At 63.6% G+C, this 22144-nt stretch carries 18 protein-coding genes and 2 pseudogenes; 8 read left to right on the top strand and 12 right to left on the bottom strand.

Annotation, left to right across the window (positions count from 1 at the left end; all coding sequences use genetic code 11):
- Positions 1 to 4: 4 nt before the first annotated feature.
- From F6X40_RS32270 to F6X40_RS32280, 3 genes are all read right to left on the bottom strand, one after another.
- Positions 5 to 352, bottom strand: a complete 348-nt coding sequence (locus tag F6X40_RS32270) for a hypothetical protein (RefSeq protein WP_084754269.1) — start codon at positions 350 to 352, stop codon at positions 5 to 7.
- A 133-nt stretch (positions 353 to 485) separates the two neighbouring features.
- Complete coding sequence (locus F6X40_RS32275) at positions 486 to 743, bottom strand: hypothetical protein (RefSeq protein WP_187630609.1); 258 nt, start codon at positions 741 to 743, stop codon at positions 486 to 488.
- Between the two features lie 257 nt (positions 744 to 1000).
- The gene (locus F6X40_RS32280; RefSeq protein WP_184068489.1) at positions 1001 to 1705 is read right to left on the bottom strand and encodes a GntR family transcriptional regulator; all 705 of its coding nucleotides are present in this window, start codon (positions 1703 to 1705) and stop codon (positions 1001 to 1003) included.
- 205 nt (positions 1706 to 1910) lie between these two features.
- Here F6X40_RS32280 and F6X40_RS32285 point away from each other — a divergent pair, with 205 nt between their 5' ends.
- The 3 genes from F6X40_RS32285 (at position 1911) to F6X40_RS32295 (ending at position 5927) form a co-directional block, all read left to right on the top strand.
- The gene (locus F6X40_RS32285) at positions 1911 to 3185 is read left to right on the top strand and encodes a glucarate dehydratase family protein (RefSeq protein ID WP_187630610.1); all 1275 of its coding nucleotides are present in this window, start codon (positions 1911 to 1913) and stop codon (positions 3183 to 3185) included.
- A gap of 72 nt (positions 3186 to 3257) precedes the next feature.
- The gene (locus F6X40_RS32290) at positions 3258 to 4586 is read left to right on the top strand and encodes an MFS transporter (RefSeq protein WP_187630611.1); all 1329 of its coding nucleotides are present in this window, start codon (positions 3258 to 3260) and stop codon (positions 4584 to 4586) included.
- Between the two features lie 51 nt (positions 4587 to 4637).
- Positions 4638 to 5927: an MFS transporter gene (locus F6X40_RS32295; protein WP_187630612.1), complete on the top strand. Its 1290-nt coding sequence runs from the start codon at positions 4638 to 4640 to the stop codon at positions 5925 to 5927.
- A 99-nt stretch (positions 5928 to 6026) separates the two neighbouring features.
- Here F6X40_RS32295 and F6X40_RS42810 read toward each other — a convergent pair whose 3' ends face one another.
- Both F6X40_RS42810 and F6X40_RS32305 read right to left on the bottom strand, forming a co-directional pair.
- The gene (locus F6X40_RS42810) at positions 6027 to 6299 is read right to left on the bottom strand and encodes a lysozyme inhibitor LprI family protein (protein WP_262421626.1); all 273 of its coding nucleotides are present in this window, start codon (positions 6297 to 6299) and stop codon (positions 6027 to 6029) included.
- 199 nt (positions 6300 to 6498) lie between these two features.
- On the bottom strand, positions 6499 to 7095 hold the full coding sequence (locus tag F6X40_RS32305) for a lysozyme (RefSeq protein ID WP_187630614.1): 597 nt from the start codon (positions 7093 to 7095) through the stop codon (positions 6499 to 6501).
- Between the two features lie 1373 nt (positions 7096 to 8468).
- Between F6X40_RS32305 and F6X40_RS32310 the strand changes: the two genes are divergently transcribed.
- Positions 8469 to 9203 (top strand): ABC transporter substrate-binding protein, encoded by a 735-nt coding sequence (locus tag F6X40_RS32310; protein ID WP_187630615.1) that lies wholly within the window; start codon positions 8469 to 8471, stop codon positions 9201 to 9203.
- A gap of 107 nt (positions 9204 to 9310) precedes the next feature.
- On the opposite strand, the gene F6X40_RS32315 is transcribed toward F6X40_RS32310, so the two are convergent.
- From F6X40_RS32315 to F6X40_RS32330, 3 genes are all read right to left on the bottom strand, one after another.
- The gene (locus F6X40_RS32315) at positions 9311 to 9727 is read right to left on the bottom strand and encodes an organic hydroperoxide resistance protein (protein ID WP_187630616.1); all 417 of its coding nucleotides are present in this window, start codon (positions 9725 to 9727) and stop codon (positions 9311 to 9313) included.
- 233 nt (positions 9728 to 9960) lie between these two features.
- The gene (locus F6X40_RS32320; protein WP_187630617.1) at positions 9961 to 10896 is read right to left on the bottom strand and encodes a cation:proton antiporter; all 936 of its coding nucleotides are present in this window, start codon (positions 10894 to 10896) and stop codon (positions 9961 to 9963) included.
- Between the two features lie 330 nt (positions 10897 to 11226).
- Complete coding sequence (locus F6X40_RS32330; protein ID WP_187630618.1) at positions 11227 to 13263, bottom strand: protein-L-isoaspartate(D-aspartate) O-methyltransferase; 2037 nt, start codon at positions 13261 to 13263, stop codon at positions 11227 to 11229.
- Between the two features lie 229 nt (positions 13264 to 13492).
- Here F6X40_RS32330 and F6X40_RS32335 point away from each other — a divergent pair, with 229 nt between their 5' ends.
- Positions 13493 to 14020 (top strand): CinA family protein, encoded by a 528-nt coding sequence (locus F6X40_RS32335; RefSeq protein WP_187630619.1) that lies wholly within the window; start codon positions 13493 to 13495, stop codon positions 14018 to 14020.
- 81 nt (positions 14021 to 14101) lie between these two features.
- Here the strand turns inward: F6X40_RS32335 and F6X40_RS32340 are convergent, their stop codons facing one another.
- The 3 genes and pseudogenes from F6X40_RS32340 to F6X40_RS32350 all read right to left on the bottom strand — a co-directional run.
- A complete protein-coding gene (locus tag F6X40_RS32340) occupies positions 14102 to 14380 on the bottom strand; it encodes a DUF2934 domain-containing protein (RefSeq protein ID WP_187630620.1) in 279 nt (92 codons plus the stop codon).
- A 300-nt stretch (positions 14381 to 14680) separates the two neighbouring features.
- The gene (locus F6X40_RS32345; protein WP_184068463.1) at positions 14681 to 14953 is read right to left on the bottom strand and encodes a DUF6723 family protein; all 273 of its coding nucleotides are present in this window, start codon (positions 14951 to 14953) and stop codon (positions 14681 to 14683) included.
- A 166-nt stretch (positions 14954 to 15119) separates the two neighbouring features.
- Positions 15120 to 15506: pseudogene (locus F6X40_RS32350) on the bottom strand (hemerythrin domain-containing protein); the annotation flags it as partial.
- A 136-nt stretch (positions 15507 to 15642) separates the two neighbouring features.
- Here F6X40_RS32350 and F6X40_RS32355 point away from each other — a divergent pair.
- Positions 15643 to 19725: a CheR family methyltransferase gene (locus F6X40_RS32355; RefSeq protein ID WP_187630621.1), complete on the top strand. Its 4083-nt coding sequence runs from the start codon at positions 15643 to 15645 to the stop codon at positions 19723 to 19725.
- A 28-nt stretch (positions 19726 to 19753) separates the two neighbouring features.
- Here the strand turns inward: F6X40_RS32355 and F6X40_RS43660 are convergent.
- Positions 19754 to 20074 (bottom strand): annotated as a pseudogene (locus F6X40_RS43660) (phosphatidylserine decarboxylase); the annotation flags it as partial.
- Positions 20075 to 20426: 352 nt separating this feature from the next.
- On the opposite strand from F6X40_RS43660, the gene F6X40_RS32365 reads away from it, so the two are divergent.
- Both F6X40_RS32365 and F6X40_RS32370 read left to right on the top strand, forming a co-directional pair.
- Positions 20427 to 21134, top strand: a complete 708-nt coding sequence (locus tag F6X40_RS32365; RefSeq protein ID WP_187630638.1) for a PIG-L deacetylase family protein — start codon at positions 20427 to 20429, stop codon at positions 21132 to 21134.
- 58 nt (positions 21135 to 21192) lie between these two features.
- Positions 21193 to 22125, top strand: coding sequence for a glycosyltransferase family 2 protein (locus F6X40_RS32370; protein ID WP_187630622.1), 933 nt, complete (start codon positions 21193 to 21195; stop codon positions 22123 to 22125).
- Positions 22126 to 22144 lie beyond the last annotated feature (19 nt).

Consider the following 22144-nt stretch of genomic DNA (forward strand, 5'->3'; position numbering starts at 1 on the left):
GTCCCTACCTGGCCGGCGCGGTGACATCGCAGTCGCCGCCGTGGGCACCGCTGCCAGTGTTTTTCAGCGTAAGCACGAGTCTGCTACCCCTGTTTGCCGTCATGATCTGACCATAGCTAACCGTGGGAATGAACTGGATATCCGGTGCCACCGCCACCGGGGGATTTCTCGCTCCGTCGACGGTCAGGTCGAGTTCCACGGTGATAGAGTCGATTGCAGCGCCCAGATCCTGCTTCCGGCCGGCCTGATCTTTGCGGAAATTGCACAGGCCCTGGAGAACCTGCTCGAGGGCAGTCGGGATATCGACCGGCTTGCCCGGTGCGATCGGAGGCGTGTTACAGCCGACGATCATGAACGGCAAGGTGCAAAGCGCTACGTATCGGCAGGCTCGCATCAGCTTCCCCGCTTGATCTGGTGGACGTGGTGTCTGCCATCCCCTGCTGTCGCTGGTTCAGTGCCCAGCTGGCGCACGCGAACGCAAACGCTCAATACTTGATATTCCTGGCCGTCTGACGGCCGTTCTGCTTGGTTTGCCGCTTGTCCTGCCGGCATTGCGAATTGCTCTTCTGGTCCGTGGCCCGGCACTCCTGCTTCGTGTGGCGGGAACCCTGGCGTGTCTCCTGGCGAACGTCACGTCCGGCGCGACGCTGCTGAGCCTGTTCGGTTGCCCAGGAGCTTCCCGCGCAAGCCATCACGGACACAGCCGTGACCGTGACCGCGAACTCCCGGCTCCATGAAAACATGGCGACCTCCCTGACAGGTTGAATATGAGTATTCCGGCTTTGTACAAGGGTGCCACGCGTGGCTGTCGCGTCAATCGGACCAAGGTCCTAGGGCTGTCGCGTCGTGCGCGATCCACCAGCCGCCGTGCTTCCGGTTCGATGAACATGAAAACGAGGATGCTGCGATCCGCTCAACGAAGCGGTACCCCACGCGGCGGCGAACGGCGGTCCATTCAGAATGACCGTGAACCAGCCGTAGCCAGCGAATCAGCGAACGCTCACTCGTCCGCCAAAAAATTCGGATGACTTGTGCGGATCTGATCGATCTGACTCAGCGTCCCCGACAGATGCTTGCGTAGCGCTGCCTGCGCCGCCTCGACATCGCCTTTGTCGATCGCATCGACGATCTCGGTGTGATCGCGCACGACCGCTATCGTCTTGCCCTCCACCGGCAGATTCAGGCGCCGCAGCCGGTCGATATGGCCGCTCAACCTACGCACCAGATCCCATAGCTGCGGCACGCCGGCCGCCTCGTACATCTGCCGATGAAACGCCTGATCGAGCAGCGAGAACTGCTCGTAGTTCTTCAGGTCGAGCACTTCCGTTTGCCGCGCGATCGTCAGGCGCAGTTCAGCGATCAGCGTGGCGTCGCGCTGCTGCGCGAGCGTGCGCACCACTTCGAGTTCAATCGAGCGGCGCAGGAAATGCGCCTGCAGTGCGGACGTCACGTTGATCTGACTGACGACCGTCGCGTGCTGCGGGTAGATGTCGACGAGACCTTCCTCGCCGAGCTTCATCAGCGCGTCGCGCACCGGCGTCTGGCTGAGCCCGTAGCGGTTCGCCAGCTCGGTGCGCGACAGCACCGTACCCGGCGTGAGTTCGAGGGAAAGGATCATTTCGCGCAGTCGTTCGAATACTTGCGGCGCGGCGTGGCGGGAGCGGTCGAGCCGGGTTACCGTCGACGAATGAGCGTGGTTTTTCATGGCAGAAACTGAAGCATGGAAGCAGGCGTGACCCGGCATGGCGGTCCGCTGAGGCACTAGTACTATAGCCGACGCGCGCTCCTTCCAGCGGGCTTGCGAGCGGAATTCCGCGAACAGTGCACATGGGTACTTACCCCAGTAACGCACTAATACATTAGTGCTTTACCATCCGTCCCATCAAACTCCTCTTATGCCGATTGCCATCATGACTCGCGACATCACCATCACGCAGGTGCGCATCACCCCGATCGCCTTCCGCGACGGCCCGCTGCTCAACGCCGCCGGAATCCACGAACCTTGGGCGCTGCGCGCCATCGTCGAACTGGAGACGAGCGACGGCCGCGTCGGCATCTCCGAGACCTATGGCGACGAACCGATGCTGCGCGTGCTCGAACAGGCGAAGTCGCTGGTGACCGGCCTGTCGCCGTTCGACCTCAATCGGATGGAAGAGCGCGTGCGAGCGTCGATCAAGGCGAGCCCGGGCGCGGTCGAATTCGAACTCGCGCCCGGCTCGCACTCGGCGAAGAACGCGCCGAAAGTCATCAGCACGCTCGAAGTCGCGATGCTCGATCTGCAAGGGCAGATCGTCGGCGCGCCGGTCGTCGACCTGCTCGGCGGCAAGGTGCGCGACGCCGTGCCCTACAGCGCCTATCTGTTCTTCAAATACGCCGAGCACGTCGACAAGCCCTATGCACCCGATGCCTGGGGCGAAGGTCTGAGCCCCGAGCAGATCGTCGCGCAGGCGCGGCGAATGATCGAGCTGTATGGCTTCCAGAGCATCAAGCTGAAGGGCGGCGTGTTCGAACCGGCACACGAAATCGCGTGCATGCGCGCGCTGCATCGGGCGTTCCCCGGCGTGCCGCTGCGCCTCGACCCGAACGCCAACTGGACGCTCGAAACGAGCATCGCCGCCGCCCCTGAACTCGACGAGTTGCTCGAGTACTACGAAGACCCGTGCCCGGGTCTCGAAGGGATGGCCGAACTGGCGAAGCACACGCGCCTGCCGCTCGCGACCAACATGGTCATCACGACGATGGAAGATTTCCGGCGCGGCGCCGAGATGGGTTCGGTCAAGGTCCTGCTGTCGGATCACCACTACTGGGGCGGCCTGCGCGCGACGCAGACGCTCGCGCGCATGTGCAAGCTGTGGGATCTCGGCATGTCGATGCACTCGAACTCGCACCTCGGCATCAGCCTGATGGCGATGACGCACGTCGCGGCAAGCATCCCCAACCTGACCTATGCGTGCGACACGCATTATCCGTGGCAGGAGGAAGAAGTCATCAAGGGCGGCCGCGTGGAGTTCGACAACGGCTCGGTGCGCGTGCCCACCACGCCGGGCCTCGGCGTCGAGCTCGACCGCGAGCGGCTCGCTGAACTGCATGCGCAGTATCTGTCGTGCGGCGTGCGCAATCGCGATGACCTCTCGCAGATGCGCAAGTACGAGCCGGGCTTCACCGGCAAGAATCCGCGCTTTTAGCTCCCGCTTCCAATCCGCGCCTACGAGCCCTGCGACGCGCAACGCGCGTCGCCATCGAAGGAGACAACCCCCATGAGTAGCCCGAGTGCCGACACGGCGCGGCCCGAGCGCGCCGGCGCGCTGGCGAGCGCGGTGCGCAAGATCAAATGGCGCGTGCTGCCGCTGTTCGTCGTGATGTTCATCGTCAACTACATCGACCGCGTGAACATCGGCTTCGTGCGCCAGCATCTGAGCGCCGATCTGGGCATCGGGGCGGCGGCCTATGGGCTCGGCGCGGGGCTCTTTTTCATCAGCTACGCGATCTTCGAAGTGCCGTCGAACATCCTGCTGCAGCGCTACGGCGCGAAGCTATGGCTCGCGCGCATCATGCTCACGTGGGGGCTGGCCGCGGCCGGCATGGCGTTCGTGCGCGGCGAGACGTCGTTCTACGCGATGCGGCTCCTGCTCGGCGCGGCCGAAGCGGGCTTCTTTCCCGGCGTCATCTACTACTTCACGCAATGGCTGCCGAGCAACGAGCGCGGCAAGGCGATGGCGATCTTCCTGAGCGGCTCGGCGCTCGCGTCGGTGCTGTCCGGGCCGATCTCCGGCGGGCTGATGCTGATCGAAGGCGCGGGGCTGCGCGGCTGGCAGTGGATGTTCATCATCGAAGGCATGTTCTCGGTCGTGCTCGCGGGCTTCATCCTGCTGTGGCTCGACTCGAAGCCGCGCGACGCCGCCTGGCTCACCCGCGCCGAGCAGGACGCCCTGCTCGATGCGGTCGGCGAAGAGCAACGCCAGCGCGCTGCCGCGCACCCGGTCAAGCCATCGATAGGCGCGCTGCTGCGCGATCCGCAAATCCTGATCTTTTGCCTGATCTATTTCGCGGTATCGCTGACCATCTACGGCGCGACCTTCTGGCTGCCCAGCATCATCCGCAAGATGGGCCATTTCAACGATTTCCAGGTCGGCCTGTACAACTCGATTCCGTGGCTGATCTCGATCGCGGCGATGTATCTGTTCGCGATGCTCGCGGCGCGCTTCAAGTTCCAGCAGGCGTGGGTCGCGTGCGCGCTGCTGATCGCCGCGCTCGGCATGTATGCGGCCGGCCAGGGCGGCCCGGTGTTTTCGTTCGTCGCGATCTGCTTTGCGGCGATCGGCTTCAAGGCCGCCTCGTCACTGTTCTGGGTGATCCCGCAGGGTTATCTCGACGCGCGGATTTCCGCCGCGGTGCTGGCGCTGATCAACTCGATCGGCAACCTCGGCGGCTTCGTCGCGCCAGCGGCCTTCGGCTTCCTCGAACAGAAAACCGGCTCGATCGAGGGCGGCCTCACTGGACTCGCGGTGATGTCGGTGGTGGCCGCCGGGGTCGTGTTCTTCTCCCGCATGAGCCCGCGCGAAGGAATGCCCGCCTCCGCGCATTGACTGCATCGAACAACCGTATAGACACTATTTCCAGAAACCTTAGGAGACACGATGAAAACGATAGAAGCCACGACGGCCGCCGCACGCACGGCCGTCGGACGATACCGATGGACCATCTGCGCGATGATCTTCGCCGCGACGACGATCAACTACATGGATCGTCAGATGCTCGGGCTGCTCGCGCCGCTGCTGCAAAAGGATATCGGCTGGAGCCAGGTGCAGTACGCGCAGACCGTGATGGTGTTTACGGTCGCCTATGCGGTGGGTCTCGCGATCTTCGGCCGCATCGCGGATCGCGTCAGCACGAAGAAGGTCTACGGCAGCGCGATGGCGCTGTGGAGTCTCGCGGCGATGCTCCACGCGGTGGCATCGACCGTGCCGGGCTTCGCGGCCGTGCGCGGTCTGCTCGGCTTCAGCGAGGCGGCCAATTTTCCGGTTGCGATCCGCACTACCGCCACGTGGTTTCCGAAGAAGGAACGCGCGCTAGCGACGGGCTTCTGGAACATGGGCGCGACGATCGGCGGCATCGTGGCGCCGGCCTTCGTGCCGATCGCTGCCGTGATGTGGGGCTGGCGCGCGACGTTCATCGCGGGCGGCGCGACCGGTTTCATCTGGCTGGCGGTGTGGATGCTGGTTTATCGTCAGCCTTCGGAGCATCCGTCGGTGTCGAAGGAAGAACTCGACTACATCAATGCGGATCGCGAGGAAGTCGTCGAGCAGAAAGTCGGCTGGTTGTCGGTGCTCAAGTACCGCGAAACGTGGGCGTTTGTCTTCGGCAAGCTGCTGACCGATCCGGTGTGGTGGTTCTATCTGTTCTGGCTGCCCAAGTGGCTCAATGAGTCGCGCCATATCGACATCGGCAACATGGGCCTGCCGCTGATCGCTATCTATACGATGTCATCGGTCGGCAGCGTGGCGGGTGGCTGGCTGTCGTCGCGTTTGATGGCCCGCACCAACAGGCCGAATTTCGCGCGCAAGCTCACGATGCTCATTTGTGCATTGTGCGTGGTGCCGATCGCAACGTTGTCGTATTTCCAGAGCCTGTGGTGGGCGGTCTTCGCCGTTGGTCTCGCGGCAGCGGCGCACCAGGGCTGGTCGGCGAACCTCGTCACGACCGTCGGCGACGTGTTTCCGAAGCGGCTGGTCGGCACGGTGGTCGGTATTGGCGGCGTGGCGGGGATGGTCGGCTCGTTCTTCTTTTCCGGCGTGATCGGCGAGACCTTGCAGCGCACCGGGCAGTATTGGGCGCTCTTTACGGTCGGCGCGTCGGCGTATCTGGTTGCGCTGGGCATCATTCATCTGTTGATGCCGCGGATGACGGCGGTTAAGTTGCGCGATTGAAGTAACGCTGGCGGGTGAAAGGGCGAGGGGACGTGGCACGGATAACTGGCGTCCCCCGCCCTTGCAGGCACAACCCCGCAGGCGCGGGGCCGCTTCTTGTTATTCCTCAGCGTCCGGCCTGGTCAATTCATCAAGCCTGTTCTTTGTCATTCGGGTCATGCAGTCCCAAAAGTATACAAAGTGCAATGATGCTTGCCCAACCTGATAAACCTCTGAGTAACAATTATTGTCCCTGTAACGTTGCCAGCTCGCTTGCGCCTTTTCGAAAAAAGGAAGTGCCTCAGGTTCTCCGTTTGCTCGATGCTCGCGATCATAGTCTTTCGTTACCTTTTCTATTTCGGCAATCTTCTTGTTCAGGGTCTTAGCTTCCATTTCGTAATCGAATTGCGCACAAGCCGATATATCCGTCGTCCCAAGATATTCCTTCTTGCAATACGACGCAATCTCCGCGGGGCTTTTTCCCGTGAAATATATGCTTGTGGGCTGAGCCTTTTTATAGTCGAAGGCGGACCCGTAGATCGATGTGGATGCATAAGTCAGCTGCGCGGTCAAGCAGAGCAACGCGAATATACTAGTGGCGCGCATCATAAACCCCCGTTACAAACAGTTGCGCTTCCAGGCGACGACGCCATGGCACTCGATGCGCGACGAACGAGCGAATTACATCGCGCATTCTGTCATATTCACCGCGGTTTAGATAATCCGCGAGATACTTGCAGCGAGATTTCGGATACCACGCATCGCCATCACGTGGATACGGCCCCGAGTTATAAAGGATCGACACAAGCGCGTCATACTCGTATTGATAGAGTGGCACCCGCACGTCGTTATTTATGGCTTTCTCGATTGGCTGCAAATTTACTTCAAAAAAAGACTCTGCTCGCTCCACGGGTATTACATCGCCAATTCTGAGATTGTCCTGTGGGAGCACTTTATGCCCCAAACCAACTGTCGGAATTCCGTAACCGTCGTCATAGACCTTCACAATAAAGCCGTTTACGACGGGTTTGCCAAGATAGGTTCCATTTACTACGCCACTTTCGAGGACGGCCATAAACTGATACCCGTCTGTCGAAAAACGCCAAGGCTTGCCGAGCCTGTCCGATCGGACTGTTACGCTCGAATTCGGGTCGGTATTTGTTAGTGCTGTGCCAAGCGCATCAGGCATTACGCCCCCTATGACCAAGATAAATGTGAATGGACCGCACGCCGTCTGTCCTATAGCGCCTGGTGCGTCCCTGCGAATCGGTGATACCGTGAACAAGTGCGCCCGATGGAAGCCGGGCCGTGTAATTGGTATCGGCGAGCGCGTTACCGCCTGCATCCTTCAGCGTGAATTGCTGGTCATGGAATAGTCTCGACAGGAGACGTAAACAAAGAGGTAGACGTGTTGGACCGTGCGACGATCCGGTCGGCGGCACCGCTATCGTGGATCATTCATCGACGCCCATGCACTGCAATGATTCGCGGTGGTTCGCTGCATTTGCAGAGAACGATGTCACCGCCCACCGCCTGACGTCGCCCGCCGTTTGCAAGATCAACCATGCGGCGCATGTCGTCCACACCCGCACCACAGGTGATCGGGCCCGTGTTCTTGCACTTTCCGCAATATGCGTGATCGCCGATAAATGCCATGCGGCGTTGTCTACCGCTTTGGTCTGCGATAGTTCCAACCCTCTCGCTTGCAAACACGCGACTACCGTCGCCGCTCGTCAGCGGATCGCCTTCGACCGCTGCGTAATGGACGCTCGGCATCAAGCCTCCCTATGTCCAGGGTACACGGCCAGATTTCGCCCGCCGTCTGTTGCGTATCTGGTTGTACCTCCCGCTTGATCGGTGACGCTATGCTTTAGCTCGCCCGGTCGGAAACGGACCGCATGGAGCGTCTCAAGAAGCGCACGGCCGTTGCCATCGCGAAGCGCGAACCGCTGGTCGAAGTTGCCCGCAATGCTGATCGCTGATGTCGCGTGTGCGACGCTGCTGGCCGACCCGCTACCTATGTCCATTACATTCCGTCGTTCGGGCTTGCGATAACGCCCCCCTGTGACCAACCGATATAACTTGCTATTACGTTGTCGCGTGTCCGGCATTTTGCAGTGTTCCTTAATGAAAAATGCGCCAGTGACGCAAGTCAGGCGCCTATTGAGAATGATGGCAATGATTCCGCCGCATCCGCTTCGATCGTTCATCAGATTTGTGCGGACCGCAATCAACCAACTCTGAAAATTGGTTACAGTCCATGCGAATCAGATAGATTTATCAATAATTGACCTTCACCAGCTTCTGACCATTCGACCGATCGACGCGACCGCGGTCATCGAAACGCGTCTTGACTTCCCGTCGACATTGCAGAAAAGTTTGACGACGCAGCAGGCTTGAGATCGACCATCTGCCGAACTCTTGGAGCGCGAGCGCAACGAAGAAGTGTCAGAAGCAACGCGCGAGCATCTGCTGCATACTCTCAACGCGCTATCCCGCATCAGCGAAATCCTTGAACCCTGAGACTTCGCTCGCCCCAACGCCATCGCCACGAGAGGCCTTATGACCATCGATCCTTCCGTCGTCGCCGCATTCACGCCCACGGGCAAGCTGCGCGCGTCGATCAATCTCGGCAATCCAATCCTGGCCAATCGTCACGCCGACTCCGGCGAGCCGTTCGGCGTATCGGTCGATCTCGCGCGCGCGTTCGCCGCGAAACTCGGCGTCGAACTGGAGTTGGTGGTCTTCGATACGGCCGGCAAATCGGTGCAGGCCGTCGGCGAGGAGCGCGCGGATTTCGGCTTCTTCGCGATCGATCCGTTGCGCGGCGAGACGATTGCGTTCACGGCGCCGTATGTGTTGATCGAAGGCTTCTACCTGGTGCGCGACGACTCGCCGGTACGCTCGAATCAGGATGTGGATCAGGCGCACAACCGGGTCGTCGTTGGCCAAGGCAGTGCGTACGATCTGTTTCTGACGCGCGAGCTGAAATCCGCGCAAATCGTGCGCGCGCCGAGCTCGCCGAGCGTCGTGCCGACGTTTGTCGAGCAGCATCTGGAAGTGGCGGCAGGCGTGAAGCAGCAACTCGAGGCCGATGCGAAGCAAACTCCCGGTCTGCGGCTGCTAGACGAGCGCTTCATGGTGATCCGGCAGGCGATGGGTGTGCCGAAGAGCCGCGGCGAAGCGGCGGCTCACGCGCTGCGTTCGTTTGTCGAAGAGATGAAGGCCTCGGGTTTTGTGGCGCAATCGCTCGCGCGGCACAAGATCGCGGGAGCGTCGGTTGCGCCTGCGGCGTAGCGGGCCGCTCGAACCCGACACCGCGTAGCTTTCGAACCTGCTGGCATAGCAGATACGCGGGGCCGCGCGATGCTTCGGCGCGGCCCCGCCACCACCTTCAGCGACGCTCAAACGAGCGTAGTCTGCACATCCACATTACCGCGCAACGCCTTCGAATACGGGCAGGTCAGATGCGCTCGCTCGATCAACCCGTGCGCCACGTCACGCTCGACACCGGGAAGACTGACGAACAGCCGCGCCTGAAGGAAATAAGCGCCATCGGTGGTGCCGAGATCGATCTCCGCATCGACGCTGGTATCGGCCGGCAACGACAGGTGCAACGCGCGCGCCGCCAGCCCGAGTGCGCCGATGAAACACGCCGACCAGCCCGCGCCGAGCAACTGCTCGGGATTCGTTCCACCCCCCGAGGTGCCCGGCGACGACAGCTTGATGTCGAGACGGCCGTCCGAGCTGCGCGCAGCGCCTTCGCGGCCGCCAGTCGTATGGGTTTTGCCGGTGTACAGCACTTCTTCGATGCGGGTCATGGTGGCTTACTCCTGTTGATCCAGTGATATTCAGGTCTGCAAATCCGGGCTCGAACTTGCGGTGCACGTATTTGAACGCGCCGACGTATCTCGCATGTGTCTGGATCAGCGGGTTTGGTAAGCGCACGTATCCCCGGGCCGCACGGATACATTGCGATACAAGGAGCGGCAAACGGGAGCCAGGCGGAGCGCGGCCCGACAACTAACGCGAGCCATCGCGCCCGTCGCTTCATTCAGCGACGCCGGTCGAAATACCGCCGCAACAGATAGTTCGCGGTCGAGCCATGCAGCAGCACCGACAACACGATCGCATCGAGCACGGCGGGCAGCAGCGGCGTCATCGCGCCACGCACGTATTCGAGGCCGAACATCAGGTAGTAAAACGCGCCGACGCCGCGAATCCCCATCCACGCCATCAGATGCCGTTGGCTGTTGTCGATGCGCGCACCCATCATCGCGACGACGACGGACAGCGGCCGCGCGACGAAAAACAGAAACACCGCGGGCAACACGGCGCGCAGATCGAACATCTCGTGCCAGTGCGCGGACACGACGCAGCCGATGATCAGCATCAGCGACAACTCCGCGAGTCGCTCCATTTCGCGCATGAAGCCCATCATCGATTCGGCGAGGACCGCATGCGCCATTTCCGGATCCTGGGCGACATCGACCTGTTCGCCGTGCTGCACCTCGTCGAGCACTTCCGAGGGATTCTTGTCGCCCGTCGCGCGCAGTTCCTCGTGACGGACGGCGACGCCCGCCACGAACACCGCGACGAACGCATACGCGTGCAGCAGCAGCGCCGCGCCGTCCGCGCGTCCGGTCACCAAAGCGGTGAAGCCGAACATCAAGGCAACGGTGAAGAGCATCGCCGGGCCGCCGAGCCGCAGCGGCAACAACCACAGCGGATTGCGCAGCCGCACGCGCAGATGCATGCCGATCGAAAACAACGACACGACGAGCCCGACTTCAGCCAGCGTCGCGACCAACGCGGTATTGCGGAGCAGATCGACCCCGACGAGCCCGGACACGGCCGGCCCGACCGCCACGCCGACCAGCCGATAGATCATCGCGCCGGTCAGCGGCAAGCGGCGGATCGGCCCGCGCGCGACGGCCATGAACGTGAGCAGCGCGCCGATCAGCAGGAACCAGACCGGTTCGTCCTTCATGGCGGAACCGCGAGCACGCGCGGCGGTGGCGGCAGCCAGGCCGCGTCGCCGCTAGCGCGCACTGCTCGCGCCATGCTGGCGGCGCTGTCCGTGCTGAACCACGGCCTGGTTCGCGCGCCCCGCATGTTCACGGTTCGCCTAGTCGCGGCTCCACTTGCCAGGCGCCTTGCGCGCAGACGACGCCACTGGCAACACCCGACATCGCGGCGATGGCGAGGCGCTGTACAACCTTGTTCATGAGCGCCCCCTCGGTTCGGACCAGCTGGAATGCACTGTCCGTTCCGTTGCAAGCCGCGTTCCTCGCCTGAGGCGTGAGCGTGCCGATCGCCCTCACACACCGAACGGAAAAGTCTCCGCCGCGTGGTTCTTTTCGTCGGCGGAAACGGGCAGCGCGCTCACCGCGCTCGTGCGATCGAACCACACGAACGCATCGAACTGCTCGGCCAGCGACGCTTCCGCGTAATGGCTATACCGCTCGGTCCCGGGACGGTAGATGACGCCGATGAAGCGCTCCAATAGCGGCGCGCGCAGCCGTTCGCGCAGCGTGTCGTGCATGCCGGGCCGCAGGTCGAGCAGGAAGCGCGGGAGACCCGTGCCGTGCATGCTGAATTCGACGCTGCCCTCGAGCGATGGCTGCACGGTTTTGACCTCCATCGGTCCGCCCCAATCGCTCGCCGCGGCGACCGTGCCGCTGTGCGTGCCAAACCCGATCAGCGCCGCCGCGTCGCCGAACTGCGCGCGGCACAGCTGGCCGAGATTGATCTCGTCCTGCATGCGGCCCATCTGCGTGGCGCTCGCGTCGCCGATATGCGAGTTGTGCGCCCACACGACCAGACGCGCCTGCGGCCCGCGGCTGTCGAGCGTATGACGCAGCGTGTCGAACATATGCGTGTCGCGCAGATTCCAGCTTTGCGGCCCGCCGTAGTACATCGCGCGATAGTAGTGCTCGGCGACCGCCACGAGCCGCGCGTTCTGCGCCGCGTCGAGGAAGCGCTCGCCATCTTCGCGCGCATAGTCGAGCCGGCTTTTCAGCAGATCGCCGAGTTGCGCGACCACGTGTTCTTCGCACTGCGCGTAGCCGCCGCTCAACGCGGCGCGTCCATACACGGCCGGATCTTTCTGCCACGGACTGTGGCACCCATAACGCTCGCGAGCGATGCGCGCCGCGGCAGGGTCGACGCTGTCGAGATAGCGCAATACCGCGTCGATCGATTCGGAAAGGCTGTAGATATCGAGCCCGTAAAAGCGCGTTTCGCGCTCGGGGTGCGCGGCGTTGTGCGAGCGCAGCCACGCGACCAAGCCCATGAAGTCGGTGTTGCGCCACATCCAGGTCGGAAAGCGGCGAAACGGTCGGGACCGCCCGCCGGGCATCGGCCGATCGCGCACATGCCGGTCGACGATCGCGGCGTCGGGCCAGTCGGCCTCGACCGCGATCATCGAAAAGCCGTGCTGCTCGACGAGGCGCCGCGTGATCGCCGCGCGCGCACGGTAGAACTCCGACGTGCCGTGACTGGCCTCGCCGAGCAGCACGATGCGCTGCCCGGCGAAGCGGTCGAAAAATGCCGCGAATTCCGCGGAATCGATGTCGGGCAACGGTTCGGCCGCGTCGCGAATCGCGAGTTCGAGCGCGGCCGGCGTAGGTGCGGCCGGCGTAGGCGTGAGCGGGATGGGCGTGGACGTGGATGCGGGCCGCAAATCCGCGCGCGGCGCGCCGCCTGGCTCCGGCCAGCCATCGTCGCCGACGAGCGGCACGAAGCGCACGTCGCCGAATGCATGTTCGTCGTAGTCGTGTTCACCGCGCCGCACGATCTTCACGAGCCGCTGACGGCTCTGACTGCTGCCGACCGGCATCACGAGCCGTCCGCCCACGGCGAGTTGCATGCGCAGCGCTCGCGGCACACGCGGTCCGCCCGCCGCCGCGATGATCGCGTTATAGGGCGCATGCGCGGCAAGACCTGCGGTGCCGTCGCCGACATGCACTTCGACGTTCTCGTAGCCGAGCCGCTGCAAGCGCTCGCGCGCGCCCTCGGCGAGGCTCGGGTCGCGTTCGATGGAATCCACCCGGCCGGCGATCTCCGCGGCGATCGCGGCCGCATAGCCGGAGCCCGTGCCAATGTCGAGCACGCGATCGCCGGGCTGCAACTCGGCGGCCGCGAGCATCTTCGCGACGATGTACGGCTGCGAGATCGACTGCTCGCCGCCGATCGGCAGCGGCGTATCGTCATACGCGAATTCGCGCAGTTCGGATGGCACGAATGCCTCGCGCGGCACGCGCCGCATCGCCTCGATCACGTAGTCGTCGCGCACGCCGCGTTGCACGATCTGCCGTTCGACCATCCATGCGCGCGCTTCGTCGAAATCGCTCATCGCCACCTCCTCGCGAATGCGCAGCGCTGCGCGCGCCACGCATTGCGACGAGGCCGCGCGCGAGTCCGCTGCTCTTTCACGCTTCAGTAATGAGCATACCGCCGGCAGGTGCTCGTGGCGATGCGCGAAACGTGAAGCGCGCCCGGACCGATCTTTGCTGCGCGCTTCTCGGGAGCGATTGCACGAACCAAATGCCGTCCGAATCCGTCGCACAACCAAAGCGAAAATCATGAACATTCCCATGCAGGTCGTGTCCTTCCTCAGCTCGCGAGGTCTGAAGCTCGCGACCGCCGAATCCTGCACCGGCGGTCAGATCGCGTCGTATCTGGCGAGCGTGCCGGGTAGCGGCGCGTGTCTCGATGTCGGCTTCGTCAGCTACTCGCCATCGGGCAAAGCAGGCTTTCTCGGCGTGCGGCAAAGCACGATGAAGCAATACGGGCTTACCAGCGAAGCGGTCGCGCGCGAAATGGCCGAGGGCGCGCTGCGCCAGGAAGGCTGCTGCGCGGACATCGCGGTATCGAACACGGGGCTCGCCGATAGCGGCGCGCATGGCGGCTCCGCTGACGATCCGCCACCAGGCACGCAATGCTTCGCGTGGTCGTTCCGACGGCGCGGCAATGAGTTCACCACCTTCGCCGAGACGCGGCGCTTTTCGGGCGACCGCAACGACGTGCGGTCGGCCGCCGCGCTGTATGCGCTGTCGCGCGTCGAGCATTACTTCGATCAACTCCAGCGCGTCGAGCGGGACCACCGATGAGAGACCGCGACGCGCCACCAACGCGCATGGCCGGTGGCACCGACGCCATCGCCGGCGTCGGTGTAAAGGGGCGGCGCTCGCTTATCCGGCGCGCGGCCGCGTGGCGCGCTTCGGCGGTTCCATGTCATCGTCCGACATTTCCTGCAGTTGCTCTTCGGGCGCGATGCGCGAGCCGCGCTCGCGCTCCGCGGACTGATCGGTCGCCTCCTGCGGCACGGCAGCCTCGTCGGCCGCGCCTTCCGCCTCGATCTGCCGGCGCGCTTCTTCCCAATGGTCGTCGGCTCTCCCTTCCGGCGACGGATCGTTTTCCCAGATCTGGTATGCCCGCGTGCGAATGCGGGCTTCGAGTTCCTTGTCCATAAGTGCTTCTCCGTGAACGTGAGCGATGCCGCGGTACGGCGCCACATGCACCGTGCCCGAATGACGGCGAGCCACAGGCTAGCAAGCGTTGTTCCCCGCGGCGCGCGTTCGTTCGATGGCACCCCGCTATTCGACGTGCCAATCAAATCAGCGCGCCGCCGGACTGGTGCTCGAGGAAGGCGACATCGACGACGTCAGAACGAAAACGGCGGGCACAGATCCACCGCGTGCCAGTCGTGAACCAGGGCAAGCGTTTGAAGGCGATCGTGTCGCCAGGCGATATCGCGGCGGGCCGCGCGCTCACGCCTCGGGACAGGCAAGGTCGGCCGCGACGATTCGCGCACCGTACTCCTCGGCGGCGAGCCGCGCTTCCTCGATACTGTTGAACGGACCGACTTCGGGCGCGCCATCGAACGGGAACAGACGGCGGCCATCCACTTTACGGCTCACCAGCAGATCGGCATAGAATCGCCCATCGGCGCTGCGGCGCGCGGTGACGTAGATGGAAAAGTCGTCGCGCGAGGCGACCCCTGCCGCCAGATACTGCGTCAGTTTCAGCTTTCTCCTTGACATGGCTCTCCCTGCTTCATCAGGCGATCCTGTTGTACCTCCTGAAATCGATGTTAATGGACATGTAACAGGGTGCGCACGTCCGTAAGTGTCGACTTATAGACATGACTGTCGCAGCGACGTTTTAAACGAATCAGTGCGAGCGCCGCGCGCAAATTCAAGGCTCCCATCAGGTCTTGTCGCCGACCGCGCGACTGCCCGCCTGATCCAGCCTGGCTTGCAGCATTTGCTTGCGCGCCGCGATCTTTTCACCGAGCGCGGCGAGATCGCAGCCGGTGCGCCGCAAGGCCGGAAAGAGTTCGCCTTCCTCTTCCTCGACGTGATGCCGCACGAGCGCGGACATGACCTTGAACGTCGCGTCGAAGCCTTTGTCGCCCGGCTTCAGCGTCTCGAACTTCGCGATCAGCGTTTTCACCAGAAAATGCTCGACGTAGGCTTCATCGACATCGAGCTTGTCGTCGTCGGGCAGCGCCTGTTGCGCGGCCGGATACAACAGCTCTTCCTCGATGATCGTATGCATCGTCAGCTCTTCGCACGCGCGCGGGGCCACGCGGCCGAACTCCTGCATTCCATGCTGCTGGAAATATAAGTCCAATGCGAGATAATGGGTGTCTGGCCCAGCAGGAAATGGGCTCGTTGCCCTATAAAAATCCACCGCTGGACTATCCTTTTCCAAGAAGGGACGCGCAGCCATGTCAAAAAAGCGAGGGCAGTCTCTGCCTAGCCAGGCACACTATCCGATCGTCGGTATCGGCGCATCGGCGGGGGGGCTCAACGCGCTGACGGAATTCTTCGAGGCGCTGCCTGCGCACACGTCGATGGCCTTCGTAGTGGTCGTTCACCTGTCGCCGGATCACGAAAGCAATCTGGCCTCGCTGCTGCAGAAAGTCACCAGCATGCCGGTGCAACAGGTCACGGGCCCCACGCCAATCGAATCGGATCACGTTTATCTGGTCGCGCCCTCGTTCGAGATGATCATGGTCGACGGCTACCTGCGCGTCACGCAGAAGCAGTCCGAGGAAGGACGCCGGGCGAGCATCGATCTGTTCTTCCGCACGCTCGCGGAGGCGCACCGCGAACGCGCGATCGGCATCGTGATGTCGGGCGCGGGCTCGGATGGCTCGGTCGGCCTGTCGCGTATCAAGGAAATGGGCGGCATTACGCTCGTGCAGGACCCTTCCGAGGCCGAATACGACAGCATGCCGCGCAGCGCGATCGCGACCGGCATGGCCGACTTCGTGATGACCGCGGCCGAGATGCCGCAACGGCTGATGGATCTGTGGTCCACCGCGCGGGAAATCCATTTGCCGGCCGCGCAGGCGGAAGAGCCCGACGAAGACACGGTCAACGAGTCGGCGGAACGCGCGTTGCGCGAGATCATGGTGATCCTGCGCACCCGCACCGCGCACGACTTCCGCCATTACAAGCGGGCTACGGTCCTGCGCCGCATCGAACGCCGGCTGCAGGTCAACGGCATCACCGAGCTGCAGGCGTATCGCGACTATTTGCATCTGCATCCCGAAGAAACCCAGGCGCTGCTGCAGGACATGCTGATCAGCGTCACCAATTTCTTCCGTGACAAGGAAGCGTTCGACGTGCTCGAGCGGGAGGTGTTGCCGCCCCTGTTCGAACAGCGCGGCGAGCAGGGCCGTATCCGCGTTTGGTCGGTGGGCTGCGCGACCGGCGAGGAAGCGTATTCGCTGGCCATGCTGATGCAGGAGCGCTCGATAAAGTCACACGAGGGCGTGTCGTTTCAGGTATTCGCGACCGACATCGACGAGCGCGCCATTTCGTTCGCACGCACCGGTCTGTACCCGGACTCGGTCTTCGCCGACCTGACGCCGGCGCGCATCCGCCAGTTCTTCACGAAGGACGCCGCGCACTTCCGGATCAAGAAGGAACTGCGCGAACGCATGCTGTTCGCGCACCATAACGTGCTGAGCGATCCGCCGTTCTCGCGGCTCGACATGATCTGCTGCCGCAACCTGCTGATCTACCTCGACCGCGAAGCGCAGATCGAAATTCTGCGGATGTTCCACTTCGCGCTGCGGCCCGGCGGCGTGCTGTTTCTCGGTAGCTCGGAATCGGCCGACAGCGTGAGCTCGATGTTCACCGTGGTCGACAAGCGCAACCGCATCTATCGCGCGAACCTGGCCGTGCGCGGCGACACGCCGGTGCCGATCGCGATGTCGGGCACGATGAGATCGCGACCCGTGGTGACCACGGTGCAGCCGACAGGGCGCCGGCGCTTCTCGTTCGGCGATCTGCATCAGCGGCTCGTCGAGCAATATGCGCCGCCCAGCGTGCTGGTGAGCCGCGAATCCGAAATCGTTCATCTGTCCGATCGCGCCGGGCGTTTTCTGCAATATTCCGGCGGCGAGCCGTCGCATCACATCGTGGCCGCCGTGCGCCCGGAACTGCGGCTCGAACTGCGCACCGCGATCTATCAGGCCTTGCACACGAACCGCAGTGTCGAAGCGCGCCGTGTACACATGGAACGCGATGGCCGTTCGTACTTCGTCAAGATGACCGCGCGGCCGGTGCACGATCCGGAAGCGAACGCGGACTTCGTGCTGGTGCTGTTCGACGAGGTCGAGGACAGCATGGCCAACGCGGAAACGGCCTCGGCCGACGTGCAGAAAGACCCGATCATCAGCCAGCTCGAACGCGAGCTGCAACGCACGAAGGAACAGTTGCAGTCCACGATCGAGCAGTCGGAAACCTCGACCGAGGAGCTGAAGGCGTCGAACGAGGAATTGCAGGCGATCAACGAGGAACTGCGCTCGGCGACCGAGGAACTCGAAACCAGCAAGGAAGAGCTGCAATCGATCAACGAGGAGCTGACCACGGTCAACGCGGAACTGAAGTCGAAGGTCGAGGAAACCGGCAAGATCAACGACGACTTGCACAACCTGATCGCCGCGAACGACATCGGCACGATCTTCGTCGACCGCAACTTCTGCATCAAGCGCTATACGCCGCGCGCAACCGACGTCTTCAGCATCATTCCATCGGACATCGGCCGCTCGCTGCTCGACATCACGCACCGGCTCGAATACGACAGGCTCGCCGACGACGCGGCCGAAGCGTTCGACTCGCTGCGCCTGATCGAACGCGAGCTGAAGAGTAACGACGGGCGCTGGTATCTTGCCCGCTTCGTGCCCTACCGCACGACGGAAGACCGCATCGACGGCGCGGTGCTGTCGTTCATCGACATCACCGATCGCCGTCAGGCGGAAGACCGGCTGCGCGAAGGCGAGCGGCGCATGCGCATCGTCGCGGAGGGCACCAAGGACTACGCGATCATCACGTTCGACGATAACGGCGTGATCACTAGCTGGAACGCGGGCGCGGAACGGATTTTCGGCTATTCGGAAGCCGAAATGATCGGCCAGTCCGCCGACATCCTGTACACCGACGAGGACCGCGCCGGCAACGTCGCGCAACGCGAGTTCGCCGAAGCGCGTCTGAACGGCCGCGCCGAAGAGGAGTGCTGGCATCTGCGCAAGGACGGCACGCGCTTTTTCGCGAGCGGCGTGCTGTCCCGTCTCGACGAACCGGGCATCAGCGGCTTTGCGAAGATCACGCGCGATCTCGGCGAATATGTGCACGAACCGACCTCGGGACGCGGCACCCATGTCGAAACGCTGCGCGCGGCGAGCGAGCGCGACGCGCAGCGGCGCCGCGACGAATTTCTCGCGGTCGTGTCGCACGAGCTCAAGCATCCGCTGAACCTGATTTCGGCCAGCGCCGAGCTGATCGCGCGCGCGCCGGAAGCGCGGCAGAACCTGAACGTGTCGCGCGCGACCGATACGATCCGCCGCACCGTGATGGGCCAGGCCCAAATCATCGACGATCTGCTCGACATTTCGCGCGTGCGCACGGGCAAGCTGTCGGTCGTGCGCACCGTAGTGGACATGCGCGAGATCGTGCAGCGCGTGTGCAGCGCGGTGCAGGACGATGCCGCGCAACGCGGCATCACGCTCAGCGTCGAGATGACCGATGCGCCCGTGATCGTTCACGCCGACCTCACACGGATCGAGCAGATCGTGTGGAATCTGATCAGCAATGCGCTGAAGTTCACGCAGCGCGGTTCGATCCAGGTGTCGTTGCAGGTCAATGATCACGCCGAGGCCGTGCTGCGCGTCAGCGATACCGGCATCGGCATCGAGGCGTCGCTGCTGCCGCATATCTTCGAGATGTTCCAGCAGAGCCGCGATCCGGGCTCGCGCCGCGGGGGCCTCGGCATCGGCCTCGCGCTGGTGCGTGATCTGGTCAACCTGCACGGCGGCGCGGTGCGTGCGGAGTCGGACGGCGTCGGCCGCGGTGCAACGTTCACGGTGACCCTGCCCACCCACCGGCTCGCCACCCGCACGAGCGCGGGTATCGAAGTCACCGCCGAGCCGTTGAAAGGCACACGTATCCTGATGGTCGACGACGACGCCGCGACCGTCGAAACCTTCAAGCTGCTGCTGGAAAGCGAGGGCGCCGAAGTGCGGACCGCGACGAGCGGCGAGGAAGCGTTGACGATCATCAACGGCAACGCGCCCGATATCATCCTGTCCGACATCGGCATGCCGGGCATGGACGGTATGGAGTTCATCGGCAAGCTGCGCGGTATGCCGGCGATGAAGTCCGTGATCTGTATCGCGGTCAGCGGCTTCGGCCAGCAGGCGGACGTCAGCGCGGCCGCAGACGCGGGCTTCGACGCGCACCTGAAAAAGCCGGTGGTTCTCGAAGACCTGATGAGTATTTTCGCGCGGCTGCGCGGCTGAACTAGCGGCTTGACGGGGCGCAACGGGTCTATCCGTTGCTTTGCGACGACGACGCGTTGCGCGACGCGACCCTCGCAACGGCCGCGTTGACCTCGATCGGTGGCTGCCTGTCGCCGAACGGCGGTTCCACGACGAAGCGATCTATCACGCCCGGCTCGAACACCAGGCAGCAGGTCGATCCGCCGTACTGGAAAAAACCCAACTCATCGCCCTTTCTGACGCGCTGACCAGGCAACGCCTCGATCCTGCACGACGACACGTCCGCCATGCCAACGAACACGCACGCCACCTGCCCCACCGCCGGATCCTCGCACTCGATCACGATCACCGCGCGCGTGCGTGGCGCCGTGCGCGCACGTTCGCGCGCTTTGGCCACCAGCATGGTCCGGTAGTGCGCGAGCTGCGCTTCCTCGCGCGGCAGCCATCCTCCAAGCCGCCGCCGTTGCGTGCGCGGGCTCGCCACTTCGTCGTTCGTCATGCTTCGCCCTTCTGAAGTGAGTTGCGGATCATTTGGCGCGCGGAGTGCCGAGGCAGTCGTCCGGTTCCTTGCGCCCGCCGCGCGAATGTGGTCGGGCGGTTTTACAGGGGGGCTCATAGCTGAAGTGGCAAGCGGGTAGCAGAACCGCAATGGCAGCAAGTGCTATTCCCGCACCGACCCTCCGCGCACCGCGCCGGCGGAATGTAGCTTGCTAATCGCCGGTATGGAATCGAACCAGCGCTTGCTCGTCATCTCACCGCATCTCGACGATGCGGTCCTCAGCTGCGGACTTCTGACCGCCGCGCATCCCGGCACGGTCGTCTGCACGGTTTTCACCGCGCCGCCCGCCGGGAACATGACGACCGATTGGGACCGCGCGGCCGGTTTCGCCGACGCGCTCGAAGCGATGCGCGCACGTCAGGCGGAAGACCGGGAGGCGCTGGGGTTGTTGTCGGCGATTCCCGTGCATCTGCTGTTCCGCGACGCGCAATACCATGCGTCGCCCGGTGCGGATGAGCTGTTCACCGCGTTGAGCCAGACTGTTTCTCACGCAAAACCGACGCGCGTCGTGATGCCGTTGGGCCTGTTCCATTCGGATCACGTTCTCGTGTCCAATGCCTGTCTCGCCCTGATGCAGCGTCAGCCGGCCACTCCGTTCATCGCCTATGAAGATGTGCCCTACCGGCGCATGTCCGGCGTCGTGCAAGCGCGCCTGTCCGACCTCGCGAAACGCGGCTATGCGGCCAACACGCCGCATGCGTTGAACGTGCCCGGCACCACGCAACACGAGCGCATGAAGCGCGCGGCACTCGACGCCTATCGCAGCCAATTGCGCGCATTCGGTCCCGAAGGACAGGCAAGCCTTTTTTCGTCCGAACGCTATTGGCCGCTTGGCCGCGACGAATCGTGTCGATCTACGCAAAACGCGTGACGCACGGCACGAGGTTTGCTTCGTCGTCGCAGTCCAACCGTCGAAGCGATTGCACAGCATGCAAACCAAAGCCCCCCACCCGCGTATTTCGGTCGTTGTTCTCACGTATAACCGTGCGGGCGAATTGCTCACCACCCTGGAACGTCTGCTCGCGTTACCCGAAAACCCGCCGATCATCGTCGCCGACAACGGTTCCACCGACAACACGGTCGCACTCGTCGAAGCGCGCTATCCGAGCGTTCGCGTCGTCGAATGCAACGGCAATCTCGGCGCGGCGGGCCGCAACCACGCGGTCGCGTGCGTCGAGACCGACTATGTCGCGTTCTGCGATGACGACACCTGGTGGGGCCCGGGCTCGCTCGAACGCGCGGTGCAATTGCTCGATGCATGGCCGCGCGTCGGCGTGCTGAATGCGCGCGTCGCGGTCGGCGCGGACAACACGACGGATCCGACCTGTGCGTTGATGCGCGCAAGCCCGCTCGGCCGTGTCGGTCTGCCGGGGCCCTCCTTGATCGGCTTGATGGCGGGCGCGTGCGTGTTTCGCGCGGCGCTGTATCGCGAGATCGGCGGCTATGAGCCGCGTCTTTTCATCGGCGGTGAGGAAACACTCGTTTCGCTCGACGTGCTCGCGTCGGGACATGCGATCGTCTACTGCGAGCAGTTGACGCTCCATCACCATCCGTCGCCGGTGCGCGACAGCGCGTTGCGCCGTCGCATGCTCGCGCGCAACGCCGCGTGGGTCGCGTGGCTGCGTCTGCCGTTGGGCGAAGCGTTGAGCGCGACTCTGCGCGCCCTCGACGTATTCGCGCGGGAAGGCACGCTGATGCGCGACGGCACCGAATTACTGGCCGGGCTGGCGTGGACCGTGCGAGAACGCCGGGTGGTCCCCCGGTCGATCCTCGCGATGCGCGACCGCGTGCGCGCGGCCGAGCGCAATCTCGACGCGTCCGCAACGACGACTGTTGGTGGCAAGTTCGACGCGCCGATCTGAGACCTCGCCCAGACCTGAA

The organism is Paraburkholderia sp. UCT31, assembly GCF_014397655.1.
Classification (GTDB): domain Bacteria; phylum Pseudomonadota; class Gammaproteobacteria; order Burkholderiales; family Burkholderiaceae; genus Paraburkholderia; species Paraburkholderia tuberum.